The following is an 18,543-nucleotide window of genomic DNA, read 5'->3' as shown; positions in this document are numbered from 1 at the left end:
TGCCCTCCGCCACGAAAGCGAAGGACAGGACCTTTTCTTAGCGTGAGGAAATCGGGGTGGGCTGGATCTTCCACACCTCGTTCGCGTAGTCCGCGATGGTCCGGTCAGAGGAGAAGCGGCCGGAATAGCAGATATTAAGCCATACCTTCTTAGCCCAAGCAAGGTCATCTTCCTCATAGTCCGCAGCCATGCGATCGCGGGTATCACGGTAGTCGGCAAAGTCACCGAGGACGTAGTACTGGTCTTGGGCGTGCTCGCCGTAACCATCGAGAAGTGAGGAGCGCAGGTCGCCGAAGATGCCGGTGTTTTCGGCGCCTAGGGTGCCGTCGACAAGCGCATCAAGCACGCGGGCTAAGCCTGGCACGCTCTGGTAAAGCTCGCCCGGGTTGTACTCGGCGCGCAGCGAAGGAAGCTCCTCGTTGCGAGCGCCAAAGATATAGGCGTTGTCCTCACCGACTGCCTCTACGATTTCTACGTTGGCACCATCCATGGTCCCCAAAGTCAGCGCGCCATTCATCATGAACTTCATATTGGACGTACCGGAGGCTTCTTTGCCGGCTACAGAGATCTGCTCTGAGATATCAGCGGCCGGGATGATGTGCTCGGCGGGGGAGACGTTGTAATTCTCCACGAAGACGACGCGGATGATGTCCTTGGTGGCCGGGTCATTATTGACCAGGTCTGCGATGGTGTTGATGAGCTTAATAATCGCCTTGGCGCGCTCGTAGCCCGGTGCGGCCTTCGCGCCAAAGATGAAGGTGCGCTTCGGCACAGTCTCGCCCTGGTCCTTGATGCGGAAGTAGAGGTCGAGGATGTAGAGGGCATTCATCAGCTGGCGCTTGTATTCGTGCAGGCGCTTAATCTGTACGTCAAAGATGGAAGCGGGATCAACGTCGGCGCCTTGGTGGTCTTTTACCCAGTTAGCAAAGTCGCGCTTGTTGGCCTGCTTGATGGCGATGAGTTCGCGAAGCAGGTTCTTATCCTCGGCCTTATCAGCGAGGTTAGCCAGTTGGGTGAGGTCAGTGACCCAAGCATCGGAGCCAGCCTGCTGCGTGAGCAGTTCTGCTAAGCGGGGGTTGCACATCTTGAGCCAGCGGCGCGGGGTGACGCCATTGGTCTTGTTATTGAATTTCTCCGGCCAGAGTTCGTGCCATTCGGCCAACGTATCGGCCTTGATGATTTCCGTGTGCAGGGCGGCGACACCATTGATGGAGTAGGCGGCATAGCAGGCGATCCAGGCCATATGCACGTGGCCGTTGGATACCGGCGCCATGTAGTCGATGCGGCCCTGATCCAGACCGCGGTGGGCCATATCTTCGCGGAAGCGGCGGTCGATTTCCTCCACCAACTGCCAAATGCGCCAAAACAGCTTCTGGAAGATGGACACCTCCCAGCTCTCCAGCGCCTCCGCCAGCACGGTGTGGTTGGTATAGGCGAAGGTTTCGGTGACGATCTTCCAGGCTGCATCCCAGCTCAGACCATGCTCATCGAGCAGGATGCGCAGCAGCTCCGGGATGGCAAGTACGGGGTGGGTGTCATTGAGCTGGATGGAGTTATACTTCGCAAACCCGGTGAGGTCTTCGCCGTGCTGGTCAATGTAGTTATCCACCATGGTCTGCAGGGAGGCAGAGACAAAGAAGTACTGCTGGCGCACGCGCAGTACCTTGCCCTCGTACGTGGTGTCATTGGGGTAGAGCACGCGGCAGATGTCCATAACACGCTCGCGCTCGACGATGGCCTCGGTAAAGCGCTGGGAGTTAAAGGCATCGTAATCGAAGTCATCGATGGGCTCGGACTTCCATAGGCGCAGGGTGCCTACGTTATCGGTCCCGTAGCCGGTGATAGGCATGTCATAGGGAATTGCGCGCACGTCCATGTCATCGAAGTGGACGCGGCGCTGTTCAGAGGCACGGCGAATGACAAAGTCATAGCCGTTTTCCATCCACGCATCTGGCTGTTCTTTCTGGAAGCCATTCTCAAAGGACTGTCGGAAAAGGCCGTAGCGGTAGAGAAGGCCATAGCCGGCTACGGGGTAGTCCTGAGTGACAGCGGAATCGAGGAAGCAGGCGGCAAGGCGTCCGAGGCCGCCGTTGCCGAGCGCGGCATCATGCTCGGCTTCGAGGACATCGCTCAGCTCGTGATCGGTTGCCTTGGCCGCGGTCTTGGCATCGTCAACAAGACCCAAGTTGGTGAGGTTATTGAGCAGCGCGCGTCCCTGCAGGAATTCCGCAGAGAAGTAGTGCTGTTGGCGCGTTTCCGCGTAGGCAGCACGGGTGCGCTCCCAATTATCGGCAATCTGCTCCATGACGGCACCGGAGAGGCCCGACCAGAACTTACGGTTGGAAGCGCTGTGCGGGCTCACGCCAGAGGCCGCGCGGACATGGGAGGGAACAGTGGATTCGAAAGCAGAATGCCGTGGCTGGCTCATTTTCAACCTTAAGTTTGTGGGGAGTCACGAAACGCCTGCCAGCTTAATAGCATTGGCCCTGCGCCGCAGGCGGGGGAATGAGAATACGCGTCTCGGGCACCTAGGGCGTGGCCAAGTAGGTCATTGCCGCACCATATGCCGCCCGGGTGGAGGCATAAACGGTGGGGGCATAGTCAGGCAGGAAGGTTGCTTGGTGGTTGACCGGAGGATCCTGCAACTCATCTTCCGGGGTGCAGCCGATGTGCCAAAAGACATAAGGTACCCCCACGCCTGCGGCAGGTAGCAAAAGTCCTCGGAGGCGGTGGAGGGGGCCGCGATGACTGAGTCGGAGCCAAAAGCGGCGTCGAAAACCTCGCCTACTGGGGCATGGGCAGCGGCGTCATTATCGGTGACCTCGCCGTGGGCGTAGTACTCAAAAATAGGGTCCTGCTCGCTTCCGGAGGCGACACACTCGGCCTTAACCATGCGTTCGAGGGAGTGGTAGACCTTTTCTGCCAACGCGGGATCATAGTAGCGAGTATTGAGTACCAGCTCGGCGGAGTCGGGGATGATGTTGTTTTTATCGCCGGAGTGAAGCTCGCCTACGGAGATGACAAAGAACTCGTGCGGGGCGACCTCGCGGCCCACAATGGCTTGGAGGCGGGTGACGATCATAGCCGCGATGTAGGTCGGGTCGATGGAGTTATGGGGCATGGAGGCGTGGGCGGATTTGCCAAAGACGCGGATACGCAGGGAATCGCAGCCTGCCATGATAGGGCCTGCGGTATGGCGCACGGTGCCGGCGCGGCCGGGCATGATGTGCTGGCCAAGGCAAATATCGGGGCGCGGGACGCGTTCGATGAGGTTATCGGCCAGCATGAATTTAGCCCCCATGGAGGATTCTTCGGCCGGTTGGAAAAGGGCGAGGAAGGTGCCGGACCAGGTGTTTCGGGAGGCGTTGAGAAGCGCGCAGGCACCTAGCAGCGCGGTGGTGTGCATGTCGTGTCCGCAGGCGTGCATCTTTCCATTGGTAGCGGAATAGGACACGCCAGTGGCCTCCTCTACCGGCAGACCATCGAAATCCGCGCGCAGCAAAGCGGTGGGTCCATCGCCATTGCGGAAGATGGCGACCATCCCATAACCCCCGATGTTCTCTACTACCTCGCAGTCAAAATCGGCGAGCTTGGCGCGGATGCGACCGGCGGTTCGCTCTTCCTCGTGGGAAAGCTCGGGGTGGCGGTGCAGGTCCTCATAAAAGTCCTGCTGCCACTCCAGATCGGCCTGCTGGGAAGTGACGAGCTGGGCGATGCGGGCAGAATCAGACATGGTTTCACACCTTAGGAATTGGGTAGGGTTAGCGCTATGCCGGTTATTCAATTTGATGTTTTGGTTCCCAACGCACAAGCAGAGCGCGTCGCGGATATCTTTACCACTGCCACCGACAAGTTGGTAGAAAGCGGTTCATTAGCCTCCGCTGAGGTTACTCGCCCCGATGCGCCGCAGTTTCCAGAGGGGTTGGAAGAACAGCTGCGGCAAAATTATCGCGATGAGCATGAGGACCGCGACCTTGAGGACGCGAGCGTGTACCGCTACGACATTGCGGTAACAGGGGTGAGCGGCTCGGTTAACCAACTAGGCATGGTGCTCTCGCGCCTTCTTACCCCGCATGCAGTGCTGCCGAAAGACCACGTCTTGTTGGAAGATGAGCTGGCGCATGAGCAGCCAGCTATCTTCCCGTGGTCGCTGTCTATCCGGCCTTAGAGCTGCTTGACGATGTCCCTGGCGGCCGCCGCCAGCTGTTGCGCCAGGGGGCCTTCTTGGCTAAGCGATGCGCAGTAGGCGTCCATGTCATGCTCGAAGGAACCGGCGATAATGCCCATAGGCGTGCCTGCGTCCTGGGCGAGACCCGCAATGGTTCCGACGGCCTTTCCGGTCAAAGATTGCTCGTCAAACCGGCCCTCGCCGGTAATGACGAGATCGGCGGAGGATATTTTTTCTGGCAGCCCGAGTGCAGTGGCGACATGTGCGCCGCCGGATAAGACGCGAATATGCTCATCTGAGCCCCAGAGCGTGCGAGAAAGCCAGTGCAGGCCGATGGGAAGGCCACCCGCGGCACCGAAAAATTCGGAGTCCGCATCTGCGCCGGTGACTTCGCATGTTTGCAACATGGCACCGGCCAGCAGGGCTACCTGCTCGCCTTGCGCTCCTTTTTGGGGGCCGTACATGGTTGCCGCCTGTACTGGAGTAGCGCGGGTATCTGCCAGCAATGTGAAATCAAGCATGCCCGCCTTGATATTGAGCTGCGCGGTGTCAATGTGATCGAGCTGAACTAGGGGAGCGCCGCCCTTGGGCAGGGCGTAGCCGCGGGCGTCGTGCGCGGCAGCGCCGAGCGCGGTAAGGATGCCCATACCGGCGTCGATGCTGGCAGTTCCTCCCAATCCGAGCACAATCGAGGTGGCGCCGCGTGTTTCTGCATCCGCAATCAGCACGCCGGTGCCATAAGAATCGGCGTGCAGCGGATCAAGGCTGTCCTGCACTGCGGGCAGGCCGGTGGCAGAGGCGACGTCGATAAACGCAGTGGTTCCGGCCAGAGCATAGCTTGCCTGAGTCAAGCGGCCTATGGCGTCGGTGGTAGGCAGGGTGATGTTTTCGACGGATTGTCCGCCGGCCGCGGCCGCTTGTGCGAGGACGGCGGCGGTTCCCTCGCCACCATCGGCCATGGGCAGGGTGGTAACCGTGGCCTCGGGAAGAACCTGGCGCACCCCCATAGCAATGGCTGCTGCGGCCTCGGGCGCGGAGGCGGTGCCTTTAAACGAGTCTGGCGCGACGACAATATGCATGCCCGTGATTATAAAGCCCGCCTGCGAAAGGAGTCTGTGCGGCTGAAGATCCGAACGTTCTACAGAAAATATTTTACTTTATTGTCGCTGGTAAAGACGGTTCGGATCTATGCAAGGTCTAGAAACTGCTTGCTTTATCGGTAGTTTGATAGGAAACTGGTATCTGTTCTTATACGTCCACAGAATGGAATGCACGCCATGTCAGTAGATAGCCAAATTTCTGAGTACTACGACAAATTGCTCAAGCGCAATGCGGGAGAACCAGAATTCCACCAAGCGGTTTCTGAGGTTCTGGACTCGCTGAAGATTGTCCTAGAAAAAGACCCGCAGTACGCGGACTACGGCTTGGTGGAGCGTCTCTGTGAACCTGAGCGCCAGCTCATCTTCCGCGTGCCGTGGATCGATGACAATGGTGATATCCAAGTCAATCGCGGTTTTCGCGTCCAGTTCAATTCTGCGCTCGGCCCCTACAAGGGCGGACTGCGTTTCCATCCTTCGGTCAACCTGGGCATCATTAAGTTCCTCGGTTTTGAGCAGATCTTCAAAAATTCCCTGACCGGCCTGCCCATTGGCGGTGGCAAGGGCGGTTCTGACTTTGATCCCAAGGGCAGGTCCGAGGTGGAAATCATGCGCTTCTGCCAGTCTTTCATGACGGAGTTGCACCGCCACATCGGAGAATACCGCGATGTTCCAGCTGGTGATATTGGCGTCGGCGGCCGCGAGATCGGCTTCCTCTTTGGTCAGTACCGCCGCCTGACTACCCAGCATGAATCCGGTGTCCTTACTGGCAAAGGCCTGACCTGGGGCGGTTCCCTGGTTCGTACCGAGGCCACAGGCTTTGGCACGGTCTATTTCACCAATGAAATGATGAAGACCCATGGCGAGTCCTTTGATGGTGCCAAGGTCATTGTCTCTGGCTCGGGCAATGTTGCCATCTACGCCGCAGCGAAGGCCCAAGAACTGGGCGCCACCGTGGTGGCCATGTCCGATTCTTCCGGCTATATCACCACCCCACAAGGCGTGGACATCGAGCTTCTCAAGAACGTCAAAGAAACTCGTCGTGAGCGTATTTCCACTTATGCACAAGAGGCTGGCAGCGGCGTGGAATTCCATGAGGGCGGAAATATCTGGGAAGTAAGGGCGGACGTGGCACTGCCGTGTGCTACCCAAAATGAGCTGGACGGCGACTCGGCCAAAAAGCTTGTGGAAGGCGGCGTGCGCTACGTGGCCGAAGGTGCCAATATGCCGTCCACCCCGGAGGCCGTCCACATATTCCAAGAATCCAAGATCAACTTCGCGCCGGGCAAGGCCGCTAATGCTGGTGGTGTTGCTACCTCCGCGCTGGAAATGCAGCAAAATGCGTCCCGTGATTCTTGGTCCTTTGACTACACCGATGACCGCCTCCACGCGATCATGTCTAATATCTTTAAAAACATCGACAACACGGCGAAGGAATACGACCGCGAAGGCGATTACGTAGCCGGCGCAAATATCGCCGGCTTCAAGAAGGTAGCGGATGCCATGCTGGCACAGGGCGTCATCTAAAAATCGGCCTTTATTCAAGCTCCCCTTTTGCGCCACAGAGCGTGGCGGTAAATGGGGGCGCTTGTATTTGTATATGCGTGCCATAAATTCTGTATGTGTGGGCGCGGACCGGCAAGACCGGTTATGGAAGTAAAATCTGCAGTACACACTCGGTGCGTGGCCTCCACGCATGGCGGGTGAGGGTATGTAAAATTCGCGGTATGTACCGTGTCTTTGAGTCTCTAGATGAATTAGTTCAGCACTTGGAGGGGGCCCATGGCTTCCCCATGACCTCTAATTGCGTAGTTCCGCGCCATGAAATGCTCGCGCTTCTCGACGACCTCCGTAACGCGCTGCCCGTTGAGATTGATGACGCGCAGGATGTCTTGGATAAGCAGGATGAAATCCTGCACGGCGCTGAAGAGCGCGCAGACCAAACCATCAATGATGCTAATGCCCAGGCAGATGACATTGTGGGCCACGCACGCGAGGAAGCAGATGCCACGGTGTCTCATGCAGAACAGCATGCCGCCAAGCTGGTGGCTGATGCTGAAGCCCGCGCTCAGTCCATGGTGGAGCAGGCCCGCGCGGAAGCAGACCGTACTATCGCTCAGGCGAATGATGAATATGAGCGTTCCGTCGCTGAAGGCCGCACAGAGCAAGAGCGTCTGGTTTCGGAATCAGAAGTTGTTCGCCGCGCCGATGAAGAAGCACATCGCATTGTGGAATCCGCCCACACCGAATCTAACCGTCTGCGCAGTGAATGCGATGAATTTGTGGATGGCAAGCTAAGCGAATTTGAAACCACCCTTAATGGTCTGCTGCGTACAGTAAACTCCGACCGCTCTGCCCTGCGCGGCGGCGCCGGAGTGCGCTCCCGTGGCGGCGACTATTCGGCTCCGGGACGCGCCGGCGGCGCCGCAAGCAACACACGTTACGCGGAAGGCGAGACCTATGAGCGCCGCTATAACGAGCGCTAAAACTTTAGTTTCTTTATCGGCCTTAAGCTCTATGGTTCGGTGCACACCGGGCCGTAGAGTAAGGGGCTAGGAAAGACCTATACACTAGGCACGGCCAAAGGCCCTATTTGGTGAGCAGGCGGTTCGTCGTACACCGTCTACTCACCAAATAGGGCCTTTATTCATCGCCGCTGGTCTGAGTAAATTAGGTGGTGGCACGAGTGCGAGGTTGCTTAGCGGCAATGGCCTTTCCTTTTTCATGGGGAGTAGGCGTTATGTGGGTGTGTAGGGGAACGGAGATGTCTTCCTGCTGCGGGAGAAGGTGTGCAGGCGCGGCGGATTGGACGGCCATGCATGCTGCAATAATCGCGGTTACCAAGCCTGGAAAAAGGAACGCAACGAGTGCAGTGAAGAAATAGGAAGACAATGATGTCAAGGGATTATCACTGAAATTTTGTGGAAAGCACACGGCACACACGCTAAGGAGCGCACCGGTAGCTAGCACCATCGTGCCCACAGAAATGAGCGCGGTAGGAATGGTCGCGCGGGAGAACCAAGTAATAGCACCTGCGCTTAGGGAAAAGATGAGCGCGCCGGCAAGGACCGAAAGGTCCATGCCGGTGGGCAATACTAAAATGGCACCGGCTACCAAACCGGCAACGACGCTACAGATGAGTGCGGTAAAGAGGCGAATGCCACGCGCGCCGTACATGCCTGAACGGTCCGGGCGTGGAGTGGCGTGAACGAGCATACCGGCAGTAGCTAACACCGCAGCGGGAAGACAGCTAAACACGGTGAAACCGAGCGCTATGCTGCGTAGATCCGTGGAGGCTAGTGCCAAGTGGTAGGTCATGCTTCCAGACTAAGGACGGCTTTCGCTCGGGAAAAGGCTAATCCGCAAAGGCATATGTCCTTTTACATTAAACGCCAGATTCTTGACAGAAACTTTCCTCGCGCGGGCCGCTAGGCGGAGTTTGCGGGGCAAGGTAGACTACCTAGTGTTATGACATCACCATTGAAGTTCGATGTGGGCGAATTGTTGAACGCCCAAGGCGCTGACGCACTGCCGGAACAACGCACCCAAACCGGCCCCTCACCTGAGAGGATCGGCGTGGAGATGATCGCCATCCCGCAGGGCGAAGAGCTCACCGTAGACGCTACCTTGACCCCTCTTGGTGCAGGTGTCTTAGTGGATGCCAACGTATCCGGACAGCTGACCGGGGAATGCGCTCGCTGCTTGAAGGAATTGCACCCACAGTTGGACTTGCACGTCACACAGGTCTTTGCAGCCGACGAATCCTTTGTCTCGGGAGATACCCCTTCAGACGGTGACGAAGGATCCGGAGATGAGATTCCAGAGATTGAAGATGATGAGCTGGATCTTTTGCAGGCCGTGATCGATGAGGCAGGCCTTAATCTTCCCTTTGCCCCGGTATGCGAAGATGGCTGCGAGATTGACACGCCTGAGGGCGTGACCACGGGTATCTCTGGCGAAGAGGACGAAGAAAAGGTCGATCCCCGTTGGGCTGGTTTGGAGAAGTTCCTATGAGCCGCAAGAAGAAGCTAACTGGGGAAGAGGCACTGGCTGCCGAGTTCGCTGCAGTAGACCATTCCCCGTTGTTGGAATCGCTCGGTGTGGAATTGCAACCAGAGCACCTGTGCCTAGCATTGACCCACCGTTCATTTGCTAATGAAAATGGGCACTTGCCAAACAACGAGCGCTTGGAGTTCTTGGGCGATGCGGTGCTGGGCCTCTCGGTAGCCTCTCAGCTCTACATCACCTACCCGTCCCGTCCGGAATCGGATATTTCCAAGATGCGCGCATCGATTGTCTCGCGCTACGGCCTGTCTGATATCGCCCGGGAAATAAACCTAGGACCGCACATTTTGTTGGGTAAGGGCGAGCAGTCCACCGGTGGCCGCGATAAAGATTCCATTCTTGCGGATACCACTGAGGCAATCTTTGGTGCCATTTACCGCGAGCATGGTTTTGAAACGGCGCGTGACGTCATCTTGCGCTTATTTGCGGAAAAGATCGAAAATGCGACTGTGAGCGGGCGCCACTTGGATTGGAAGACCACTTTGCAGGAGCTGTGCGCGGAGCTAAAGGCGCCGATGCCGGTTTATTCGGCTACTTCCACCGGACCAGAGCATGACCAGACCTTTAATGCAGTAGCTACTGTGGCTGGTCTGACCGTAGGAAATGGTGTGGGCCACAATAAAAAGTTGGCCGAGCAGCAGGCAGCTCAGGAGGCCTGCCAGACCCTGCGCGAAACTCCGCTTTTGGTGCAAGGCACTGCACATAAAGAGGGCTGAGCATGCCGGAATTGCCGGAAGTCGAGTCCGTCCGCCGTGGCCTTGCACCACACGTGGTGGGACGGACTTTTGAGTCTGTAGAGGTGTTACACCCGCGTTCCAATCGTGGCCAAGATGAGCCGCTTTCCGGTCTCCTTGAGGGCAAAGAGATCTCTGCGGTGGCCAGGCGCGGGAAGTTTATGTGGCTGGAATTTGTGGGCGAAGATGCCATGGACCCCCACCGTGACGTCCTCTTTATCCACCTAGGTATGTCGGGTCAGATCCGAATAGGTGCCACCGAATCTTCGCACCTTCGCATTACCGCCCAGCTGAGCGGTGGGGTAGAGGTGTGCTTTGTTGACCAGCGCACCTTTGGGTATTGGTTGTATGCGCCGTGGGACAAGATTGCGCACATTGGCATTGACCCGCTGGAACCGGATTTCGATAGTGCGGCTACAGCACGGCGCCTGCGTGCGAAGAGGACCGCAGTGAAGACCGCGCTTTTGGATCAAACGCTGACCTCTGGAATCGGCAATATTTACGCTGATGAATCCCTGTGGGCCGCGCAAATCTCACCCCGCAAGAAAGCCTCGACCTTGCGGCAAAAAGATGCTGTTGCTCTGCTTTCGGCAGCTCAGGAGGTCATGACAGCGGCCCTAAAAGTGGGTGGCACGAGTTTTGATTCCCTGTACGTAAATGTGAACGGCGAATCGGGGTATTTTTCGCGTTCCTTGGCCGCGTATGGGCGTGCTGGCCAGCCCTGTCTGCGGTGTGGAACGCCCTTGGAGCGCTGCATAATTTCAGGGCGGTCCACCCATTTTTGCCCCCATTGTCAATAATTTATGGCGCATGGGGTTCACGTTGTGAACCTTAAGGCAGTAAATTATTCTGCATGGATTTTCTTGAAAATGTCGTAACGACATTTAATGACGGCGTGTGGTCGTGGATTTTGCCGTGGCTGCTGATTGCTGCGGGCCTATTCTTCGGCATCCGTACTGCTTTGGTGCAAGTGCGCATGGTGCCGGATATGTTCCGCGCCGTCGTCGAGCGCCCCAAGGGGGAGGGCCGCGATGAGGACGAAGACTATGGCGGAATCTCCGCGTTTAAGGCCTTCACCATTTCAGCTGCTTCCCGCGTTGGCACCGGTAACGTTGCCGGCGTGGCAGTGGCCATTTCCGTTGGCGGCCCAGGTGCCGTCTTCTGGATGTGGCTGATTGCCATCCTGGGTGGCGCTACTGCGTTCATCGAGTCAACCTTGGCCCAGCTGTGGAAGGTCCGCGATGGCAATGGGTACCGCGGTGGTCCGGCGTATTATATGAAGCGCGGTTTGGGGTGGGGACCGCTCGGCGTGCTTTTCTCCATCGCCATCGCCTTTACCTTTGGCTTGGTATATAACGCCTTCCAGACCAACGCCATTGCGGATGCGGTGTCCTTTTCCTTTGACCGCGATGACACGATGTTCCGCTCCATTATCGGCATTGTTATCGCCGTGGTTGCGGGTCTTATCATCTTTGGCGGTGTGAACCGCATTGCCAATATCACCCAGGTCATCGTGCCATTTATGGCGGTGGCTTACCTGCTCATCGGTGGTTTTGTCGTCATTACCAATTTTGACAAGGTACCGGGAATGATTGGCGATATCGTCGGTCACGCCCTAGGAATCAAGGAAATTGCGGGAGCTGGTCTTGGCGCGGCCATGATGAAGGGTATTCAGCGCGGTCTGTTTTCAAATGAGGCCGGTGAAGGCTCTGCCCCTAACGCGGCGGCAACTGCGGCCGTATCTCACCCAGTCAAGCAAGGCTTGGTGCAGACCCTCGGCGTGTACTTTGACACCTTGGTGGTATGTACCATCACCGCTTTCATTATCTTGCTGGGACCAGAGATTGCCTATGGTGCAGAAGCAGAAGGCGTGTCCTTGACCCAGGCAGCCCTATCTTCTGAGGTGGGCGAGTGGGGAATCCACTTCGTCAGCTTTATCCTCTTCTTCCTGGCCTTCTCTTCCATCCTGGGCAATTACTACTTGGCGGAGTCTAACCTGGAGTACCTCACCCAGAGCAAGCCTGCGCTGGTGATTTTCCGCCTCGTCGTACTTTTCTTTGTCTGGTTCGGTGCGGTGGGCTCCTTGCCGCTGGTCTTTGCCTTGGCCGATACCGGCGCGGCAACCATGGTTATCCTCAATATCCTCGCCATCGTGCCGCTATCCGGGGTGGCCATCAAACTGCTCAAGAACTACAACGAGCAGCGCAGCCATGGCATAGACCCGGTATTCCACCGCGATATGCTGCCGGAGCTTAAAGGCGTGGAGTGCTGGGACGGCTCCGACCCCGTCACTCGTCGCAGCGAAGAGGACCGCCGCGTCCTGCGCGATAAGGGTCAACAAGATCACTACTAGGAGCTAGGGAGGCCGCTTGACCATGGAAAGAATGACCGCTTTTGTCCACGGGCACGTCCAAGGCGTGGGCTTTCGATGGTGGACGCGCTCCCGTGCCCTCGAGCTAGGCTTGAAGGGGCATGCTACTAATTTGGCCGACGGTCGGGTTCAGGTTGTAGCCGAGGGACCGCGGGAGAATTGTCAAGAATTGCTAGGACTCCTCAAAGAACAGCCCAGTATGACTCGCCGGCCAGGAACGGTGGACCTAGTAGTCGAGCAGTGGGCTGCCCCCAAGGGTGAGTCTGGCTTCATTGAACGCTAATGCATAGCATACGCCCGCAGTTTCGAGCCTTGAGGCTCGGCTGGGCAGGCGTGCTCTAAGCTTGCTAAACTAACCCAAATGCACCTGAAATCGCTGACGCTCAAAGGCTTTAAATCATTTGCGTCGGCGACGTCTCTGAAATTTGAGCCGGGCATTTGCGCTGTTGTCGGACCGAATGGTTCCGGCAAGTCCAATGTGGTCGATGCGCTAGCTTGGGTCATGGGCGAGGGAAGCGCCAAGACGCTGCGTGGCGGAAAGATGCAAGACGTCATTTTCGCCGGCGCCGGCGATCGCAAAGCCTTGGGCCGCGCCGAGGTAACTCTCACCATCGATAATGCGGACGGCGCGCTGCCGATCGAGTATTCGGAAGTTTCGGTCACCCGCCGAATGTTCCGTGACGGTGCCAGCGAATACGAAATCAATGGTGCCAAAGCGCGCCTCATGGATATCCAGGAGCTGCTCTCTGATTCGGGCATTGGCCGCGAGATGCATATTATCGTCGGCCAAGGCAAGCTTTCTGAAATCCTCGAATCGCGGCCCGAAGATCGGCGCTCTTATATCGAAGAGGCAGCGGGTGTGCTCAAACACCGCCGCCGCAAGGAAAAGGCGCAGCGAAAGCTCACTGGCATGCAGGCCAATTTGGATCGCCTGCAGGACCTTACGGATGAGCTAGGAAAGCAGCTTAAGCCTTTGGCCCGCCAGGCCGAGGCCGCGCAGCGTGCGGCCACGGTGCAAGCTGATCTGCGCGATGCCCGCCTGCGCTTAGCCGGCGATAGGGTAGTGCGGCTGCGCAGCAAGTTTCAGGAGGCCGAGCGCACAGCCGAAGTTCTCGCCGAGCAGGTTGAAGAAGTTACGGCGCAGCTGGAAGAAGCGACAGGCTCCCAGCTAGAGGTAGAAGCCCAACTAGAAGAAATAAGCCCCAAGGCAGATGCCGCCCAAAAACTATGGTTCGATCTGTCTACGCTTTCTGAGCGCATTTCCGCCACGCAGCGCATCGCGGAAGAGCGAGCGGCCAATGCTGGTGCGCAGGTGGCTTATTCTGGCCAAGATCCGGAGGACCTAGAGGCACGGGCCACCCGTGCAGATGAGGAGCATGCGGAGCTTCTCGCCGCGGCGGAAGAAGCTGCAGAACGCCTGGAAGCGATCCGCGAAGAGGTAGCAGAGCGCCGCGAAGCCTTCGAGGCGGCCGAGCGCGAACACATGGCCCAGCTGCGCGCCATTGCTGATAGGCGCGAGGGCGTAGTCCGCCTTATCGCGGCGGAGGAAAAGGCGGCAGGCCAGGTTACTTCGGCGGAAGAGGAGCTAGCGCGGCAAGAAGAAACCCTTGCTTCTACCAGTCAGCGCACTCAATCTGCCCAGGCAGAGGCGGATGAGGTGGCGGATAAACTGCAATCTTTGGCTGGCGAGCGCGAGCCGCTCGAGGAGGCACATGTGCGCGCGGCCAGTGAATCGGGTGCGGCTGATAAGCGCTTGGAACAGCTGCGCGATGAGCAGCGCGAACGCGAGCGCGCCGTGTACACGTTGCACTCCCGCATCGATACCTTGGCCCAGACCGCACCAGAAAAAATCGATGTAGGTGAGCAGTTCCAGCCGCTGGCCACATTCATCAGCACCTCATATGAGACAGCGGTTGCTGCCGCATTGGGCGCCTTCGCTGAGGCTCAGGCCGGCGAGATTTCCGTTCAGCTCATTGCGGACCTGGAAAAAGGTACGCGTTCCGCGCTTATCGATGTCTCCGTGGCCGCCCCCGCCACTTCCTGGCGCGTGGATGCAACTTTGCCCACCGGAACCTCGTGGTTGCTCGACCACATTGCTGTGGTTCCGGAGGTATCCGCCGCGCTGCACCGCCTCCTTGCGGATGTCGTGCTCGTTCCCGATTTCGCGGCGGCGAAAAAATTGGTGGCAGAGGATCCTCGCCTGCGCGCCGTTACCGAATCGGGCGTGGTGCTGGGCGAAGGTTGGGTAGAAGTAGGCACCGGTGCCTCGTCTACCGTAGAGGTCACCGCTCGCATCGCAGAGGCAGAGGAACAGCTGGAATCTGCGACGCAGGAGCTAGAAGAGCTATCCGGCACGCTTGAAGGTGCAAAGATTGCAGCAGAAGATGCCCGCGTGACCGCCGCTTCGGCGAAGGCTGCTTTGCGCGAACACGATACCGAGGTTGACGCGTGGAAGCGTGATCATCAGCGCCTGCTTAAGCAATACGAGGCCAATAAATCGGAACACGAAAAGGCCGCTGCGCGGGCGACCGAGATTGAGGTAAAGATCGCAGAAGCCCGCAAGCAGCTTGCCGACGCCCGCGATAGGCTCGCCCGCGTCGATGCGGACGAGCAGCCAGATGAGCCTTCTTCGGCGGAACGTGATGAGGCTTCGGCCGCATTAGAACAGGTTAAGTCGATGGAGATGGAGGCGCAGGTTGCAGCCCGCTCTGCTCAAGACCAGGTGGGTCAGGTAGCGGGGAAGGGCGAGGCATTGCGTCGCCAAGCGCAGCATGAACGCCAAGCCAAGGCTCGCCATGAGCAGGCCATGGCCCGGCGCAAAGCCCAAGGAGAATTGGCCGGTGTAGTGGCAAGGCATTCGCGTGATTTGGCCGCGCGCGCCACGCAATTGCTAGAGCGCGCCACCGCTGAGCGCGATGACTACTTTGCGCAGCGCACCTCCTTGAACGCGCAGCTGCAGCAAGTAAAACAACAGGTCTCGGCCGCGCGACAGCAGCTGGACCGGCTAACCAACCGCGCTCATGACTCAGAAATTGCTCGCTCACAAGCACAGGTGCGCGTCGATGAAGCAGAATCCAAGATCGTAGAGCAACTCGGCATTGCGATTTCGGACCTTTTGCAGGACTACACCCCGGGCGAGGATTTCGATCGCGGGGCGGAAAATGCGCGCCTGAAGCAAGCAGAAAAGGACTTGAATTCTTTGGGCAAGGTTAATCCGCTTGCGTTGGAAGAATATAAGGCTTTGGAGGAACGTTATTCCTTCCTGTCCACCCAGTTGGAAGATGTCATCCAAGCCCGCAAGGATCTTGCCGGGGTGATCGAGGACGTGGATGCGCAGATTTTACAGCTTTTCACCGATGCCTGGCATGACGTGGAAGCGGAATTCCCCAAGGTCTTCCAGACCCTTTTCCCTGGTGGCGAGGGCCGCCTCATCCTCACGGAGCCGGAGGACATGCTTACCACCGGTATCGAGGTGGAAGCGCGCCCACCGGGCAAGAAGGTCAAGCGCCTGTCCTTGCTTTCTGGTGGTGAGAAGTCGCTCACCGCGCTGGCAATGCTGGTAGCAATCTTCCGCGCCCGCCCCAGCCCGTTCTACGTCATGGATGAGGTTGAGGCAGCGCTTGATGATGTCAACCTGCGCCGCCTCATCGCCCTTTTTGAAGAGTTGCGCAAGGATTCGCAGCTTATCGTCATTACGCACCAAAAGCCGACGATGGATGTAGCTAACGTGCTGTATGGCGTGACCATGCGCGGCGACGGTATCACCCGTGTTATTTCGCAGCGCATGAATCCCGCAGGTAGTGCCCCTGGAACAGAGCAAGCCAGCGAGGACGCTACCCGCCTGGGCGTTGATGCTCCACGGGGCGACTAGCCAGGGTGGTAGCCGCGGGCGTCGCCTGCCGGTAGGCCCCTCTATCCGGGATAGGAGGGGGTTTGGCGTGCCGCGAGCCCGCAAGACTGGCACTATAGAGACATGAATTCTTTATGGTTATGGATCGGCATTGCGATCGTCGCCATTGTGCTGATTATTCTTCTCGTAGTAATCGGCAAAAAACGCGGCGACGCCAAGAAGGTGTCCTTTGACAAGCCCACTGAGGAAGAACCGAAGCAGCTTACTCAGGAGCAAAAGTCCGGCAATTATCAAGCTAAGTCCGGCTTTAACTTCGCTCCTGCCGGTAGTGCCAAGGAAAAGCAGAAAAGCCCGGTGCAAGCGGAAAAGCCCGTGAAGAACCAGCCAGCTGCGGATAAGTCAGCTCCGGCACATCAGGAGGCAAAGGCAGAGCCTAATGCTACCGACATTGCCAACGAGCAGCTTAGCGGCAAGACCCCACAACCACAGGCCAAGCCGCAAGCACCTGCGGACAAGCCACAGCCTGCTCAGGCTAAGACCGATGCTGCGGCCGACAAGCCCGCGGTAGAGCAACCAAAGGAAAATAAGCCGGCACCACAACAGCAGGCAAAGCCGGCAGAAACCAATAAAGCTACTGAGACCAATAAGCCGGCAGATGTCAAAGAGCAGCCGACTGACTCTCTCCCAGATAAGTCCGAAAAGAACCCGTCCACGGGCGCTGGAGCCACGGCGGCAACCGCTGCCGGTGCAGCAGGGGTAGCGGGTACGGCAGCTGCGGCTGCAGAAAGTAAAGAAACGCCTGCGGATAATGTCGCAGAGTCGGTCGAGCAGCCAGAAGCAACATCCGAGCCGAAGGAGCCAGCGACGCCGCAGGCAGATAAGTCAGCGGAGGAGGCTTCGCCAGCTGCTGAAAAGACAGAAGCTCCTGAAGATACCGTCGATGTGAAAGACGCCGCAGCAGCAGAGGAATCCCCAGTCTTTGACGAGGTCGTTGAAGACAAGAACGCGGAAGACATTGAAGAGCGCGTCGATGACCGCGAGGAGGCCGAAGAGGCTGCGGCTGCAGCCGAGGCACAAACCGGCGCGGCCGAAGCAGCCAAGGAGCAGACCGAAGTTCCAGAGGGAGAGCCGGCCCCAGCGCCAGCACCACAGGAAGACATCGCCCCCGCAGGTGGGCGCCTTGGGCGTTTGCGTGGACGCCTGTCCCGTTCGCAAAATGCCATCGGCCAGGGACTTATGGGAATTCTTTCCGCAGGCGATCTGGATGAAGATGCCTGGGAGGAAGTAGAAGATACTCTCATCATGGCGGACCTAGGCACCAAGTCCACTATGAAAGTGACTGACTCCCTGCGCGAGAAGATTGCTGAGCGCGGCGTCTCCAGCGAGGACGAGGCCCGTGCCATGCTGCGTGAATGCCTCATCGAGGCAGGCCACCCAGAGATGGACCGTTCCATTAAGGCCATGCCGAATGAGGGTAAGCCAGCCATCGTTATGGTTGTCGGCGTTAACGGCACCGGCAAAACCACCACCACGGGCAAGCTTGCCCGTGTGCTTGTAGCCATGGGTCATAAGGTACTTCTGGGCGCGGCGGATACTTTCCGTGCTGCGGCCGCTGATCAGCTCGAGACATGGGGTCGCCGCGTTGGCGCCGATACCGTGCGCGGCAAGGAGGGCGCTGACCCAGCATCGGTCGCCTTCGACGCGGTAGCTCGCGGTGTAGAACAGCAAGTAGATGTGGTCTTGGTAGATACCGCAGGCCGCCTGCATACCTCCACAGACTTGATGGACCAGTTGGGCAAGGTCAAGCGCGTGGTGGAAAAGAAGACCGATGTGGACGAGGTTCTGCTGGTACTGGACGCTACCGTGGGACAAAATGGTCTGACTCAGGCCCGCATATTCCGCGAGGTAGTAGATATCACCGGCGTCGTCCTAACCAAGCTGGATGGTACTGCCAAGGGCGGAATCGTCTTCCAGGTGCAAGAGGAATTGGGCGTTCCGGTCAAGCTTGTGGGCTTGGGCGAAGGCGCCGATGATCTCGCACCGTTTGAGGTCGAAGGCTTTGTCGACGCTCTCTTGGGCGAGAAATAACGCCTAACTTCAAAGCTCCCCCTGCATATCGGGAAGCGCGAGCGTGCGCTACGGTGTGCTGGGGGAGTTCTTCGTTTTCCTGGCTGAGTTCCAGCGTGTACCTTGCTCGCGAATTCTTTTCGTCGATTTGGGATCACCACTTCGCAAACTATGCGGAATGGGCAATTCAA

13 protein-coding genes and 1 pseudogene are annotated in these 18,543 nt (G+C 58.1%); 10 read left to right on the top strand and 4 right to left on the bottom strand.

Annotated elements, in window-relative coordinates; genetic code table 11:
* Positions 1 to 37: 37 nt before the first annotated feature.
* Both MHK05_RS01370 and MHK05_RS01365 read right to left on the bottom strand, forming a co-directional pair.
* Positions 38 to 2,428 (bottom strand): glycogen/starch/alpha-glucan phosphorylase, encoded by a 2,391-nt coding sequence (locus MHK05_RS01370; protein WP_239204288.1) that lies wholly within the window; start codon positions 2,426 to 2,428, stop codon positions 38 to 40.
* 100 nt (positions 2,429 to 2,528) lie between these two features.
* Positions 2,529 to 3,733 (bottom strand): annotated as a pseudogene (locus tag MHK05_RS01365) (amidohydrolase).
* 36 nt (positions 3,734 to 3,769) lie between these two features.
* Here MHK05_RS01365 and MHK05_RS01360 point away from each other — a divergent pair.
* Positions 3,770 to 4,168, top strand: coding sequence for a hypothetical protein (locus MHK05_RS01360; RefSeq protein WP_023021262.1), 399 nt, complete (start codon positions 3,770 to 3,772; stop codon positions 4,166 to 4,168).
* Here the strand turns inward: MHK05_RS01360 and MHK05_RS01355 are convergent.
* The gene (locus MHK05_RS01355; protein ID WP_239204286.1) at positions 4,165 to 5,247 is read right to left on the bottom strand and encodes a glycerate kinase family protein; all 1,083 of its coding nucleotides are present in this window, start codon (positions 5,245 to 5,247) and stop codon (positions 4,165 to 4,167) included. The two genes, MHK05_RS01360 and MHK05_RS01355, sit on opposite strands and share 4 nt — an antisense overlap.
* Before the next feature lie 198 nt (positions 5,248 to 5,445).
* On the opposite strand from MHK05_RS01355, the gene gdhA reads away from it, so the two are divergent.
* Together gdhA and MHK05_RS01345 are read left to right on the top strand one after the other, a co-directional pair.
* Positions 5,446 to 6,792 carry an NADP-specific glutamate dehydrogenase gene (gdhA, locus tag MHK05_RS01350; protein WP_023021264.1) on the top strand — a complete coding sequence of 449 codons (1,347 nt, stop codon included), beginning with the start codon at positions 5,446 to 5,448 and terminating at the stop codon, positions 6,790 to 6,792.
* Positions 6,793 to 6,992: 200 nt separating this feature from the next.
* Positions 6,993 to 7,751 (top strand): DivIVA domain-containing protein, encoded by a 759-nt coding sequence (locus tag MHK05_RS01345; protein ID WP_239204284.1) that lies wholly within the window; start codon positions 6,993 to 6,995, stop codon positions 7,749 to 7,751.
* A gap of 184 nt (positions 7,752 to 7,935) precedes the next feature.
* Here MHK05_RS01345 and MHK05_RS01340 read toward each other — a convergent pair whose 3' ends face one another.
* The gene (locus MHK05_RS01340; RefSeq protein ID WP_239204282.1) at positions 7,936 to 8,583 is read right to left on the bottom strand and encodes a hypothetical protein; all 648 of its coding nucleotides are present in this window, start codon (positions 8,581 to 8,583) and stop codon (positions 7,936 to 7,938) included.
* Between the two features lie 150 nt (positions 8,584 to 8,733).
* Here MHK05_RS01340 and MHK05_RS01335 point away from each other — a divergent pair, with 150 nt between their 5' ends.
* The 7 genes from MHK05_RS01335 to ftsY all read left to right on the top strand — a co-directional run bounded on the left by MHK05_RS01335 (position 8,734) and on the right by ftsY (position 18,373).
* Entirely contained in the window at positions 8,734 to 9,279 is a 546-nt protein-coding gene (locus tag MHK05_RS01335) for a YceD family protein (RefSeq protein WP_023021267.1), read from the top strand.
* The gene (rnc, locus tag MHK05_RS01330; RefSeq protein WP_023021268.1) at positions 9,276 to 10,046 is read left to right on the top strand and encodes a ribonuclease III; all 771 of its coding nucleotides are present in this window, start codon (positions 9,276 to 9,278) and stop codon (positions 10,044 to 10,046) included. The genes MHK05_RS01335 and rnc overlap by 4 nt, the downstream gene beginning before the upstream one ends.
* Before the next feature lie 2 nt (positions 10,047 to 10,048).
* Entirely contained in the window at positions 10,049 to 10,864 is an 816-nt protein-coding gene (gene mutM / locus MHK05_RS01325; protein ID WP_023021269.1) for a bifunctional DNA-formamidopyrimidine glycosylase/DNA-(apurinic or apyrimidinic site) lyase, read from the top strand.
* 53 nt (positions 10,865 to 10,917) lie between these two features.
* Entirely contained in the window at positions 10,918 to 12,417 is a 1,500-nt protein-coding gene (locus tag MHK05_RS01320; protein WP_200288901.1) for an alanine/glycine:cation symporter family protein, read from the top strand.
* Positions 12,418 to 12,439: 22 nt separating this feature from the next.
* Positions 12,440 to 12,718 (top strand): acylphosphatase, encoded by a 279-nt coding sequence (locus tag MHK05_RS01315; protein WP_239204280.1) that lies wholly within the window; start codon positions 12,440 to 12,442, stop codon positions 12,716 to 12,718.
* A 78-nt stretch (positions 12,719 to 12,796) separates the two neighbouring features.
* Positions 12,797 to 16,306, top strand: coding sequence for a chromosome segregation protein SMC (gene smc / locus MHK05_RS01310; protein WP_239204278.1), 3,510 nt, complete (start codon positions 12,797 to 12,799; stop codon positions 16,304 to 16,306).
* Between the two features lie 102 nt (positions 16,307 to 16,408).
* A complete protein-coding gene (gene ftsY / locus MHK05_RS01305) occupies positions 16,409 to 18,373 on the top strand; it encodes a signal recognition particle-docking protein FtsY (RefSeq protein WP_239204276.1) in 1,965 nt (654 codons plus the stop codon).
* Positions 18,374 to 18,543: the final 170 nt, after the last annotated feature.

This window comes from Corynebacterium nasorum (genome assembly GCF_022347325.1).
Lineage (GTDB): Bacteria > Actinomycetota > Actinomycetes > Mycobacteriales > Mycobacteriaceae > Corynebacterium > Corynebacterium kefirresidentii.
The sequence above is the reverse complement of the archived record's forward strand: the minus strand, read 5'-3'. Positions and strand labels throughout refer to the sequence as shown.

Excerpts from the sequence above, each read along its gene's own strand:
- MHK05_RS01370 (WP_239204288.1), bottom strand. The coding sequence starts at position 2,428 with ATGAGCCAGCCACGGCATTCTGCTTTCGAATCCACTGTTCCCTCCCAT.
- MHK05_RS01360 (WP_023021262.1), top strand. The coding sequence starts at position 3,770 with ATGCCGGTTATTCAATTTGATGTTTTGGTTCCCAACGCACAAGCAGAG.
- MHK05_RS01355 (WP_239204286.1), bottom strand. The coding sequence starts at position 5,247 with ATGCATATTGTCGTCGCGCCAGACTCGTTTAAAGGCACCGCCTCCGCG.
- gdhA (WP_023021264.1), top strand. The coding sequence starts at position 5,446 with ATGTCAGTAGATAGCCAAATTTCTGAGTACTACGACAAATTGCTCAAG.
- MHK05_RS01345 (WP_239204284.1), top strand. The coding sequence starts at position 6,993 with ATGTACCGTGTCTTTGAGTCTCTAGATGAATTAGTTCAGCACTTGGAG.
- MHK05_RS01340 (WP_239204282.1), bottom strand. The coding sequence starts at position 8,583 with ATGACCTACCACTTGGCACTAGCCTCCACGGATCTACGCAGCATAGCG.
- MHK05_RS01335 (WP_023021267.1), top strand. The coding sequence starts at position 8,734 with ATGACATCACCATTGAAGTTCGATGTGGGCGAATTGTTGAACGCCCAA.
- rnc (WP_023021268.1), top strand. The coding sequence starts at position 9,276 with ATGAGCCGCAAGAAGAAGCTAACTGGGGAAGAGGCACTGGCTGCCGAG.
- mutM (WP_023021269.1), top strand. The coding sequence starts at position 10,049 with ATGCCGGAATTGCCGGAAGTCGAGTCCGTCCGCCGTGGCCTTGCACCA.
- MHK05_RS01320 (WP_200288901.1), top strand. The coding sequence starts at position 10,918 with ATGGATTTTCTTGAAAATGTCGTAACGACATTTAATGACGGCGTGTGG.
- MHK05_RS01315 (WP_239204280.1), top strand. The coding sequence starts at position 12,440 with ATGGAAAGAATGACCGCTTTTGTCCACGGGCACGTCCAAGGCGTGGGC.
- smc (WP_239204278.1), top strand. The coding sequence starts at position 12,797 with ATGCACCTGAAATCGCTGACGCTCAAAGGCTTTAAATCATTTGCGTCG.
- ftsY (WP_239204276.1), top strand. The coding sequence starts at position 16,409 with ATGAATTCTTTATGGTTATGGATCGGCATTGCGATCGTCGCCATTGTG.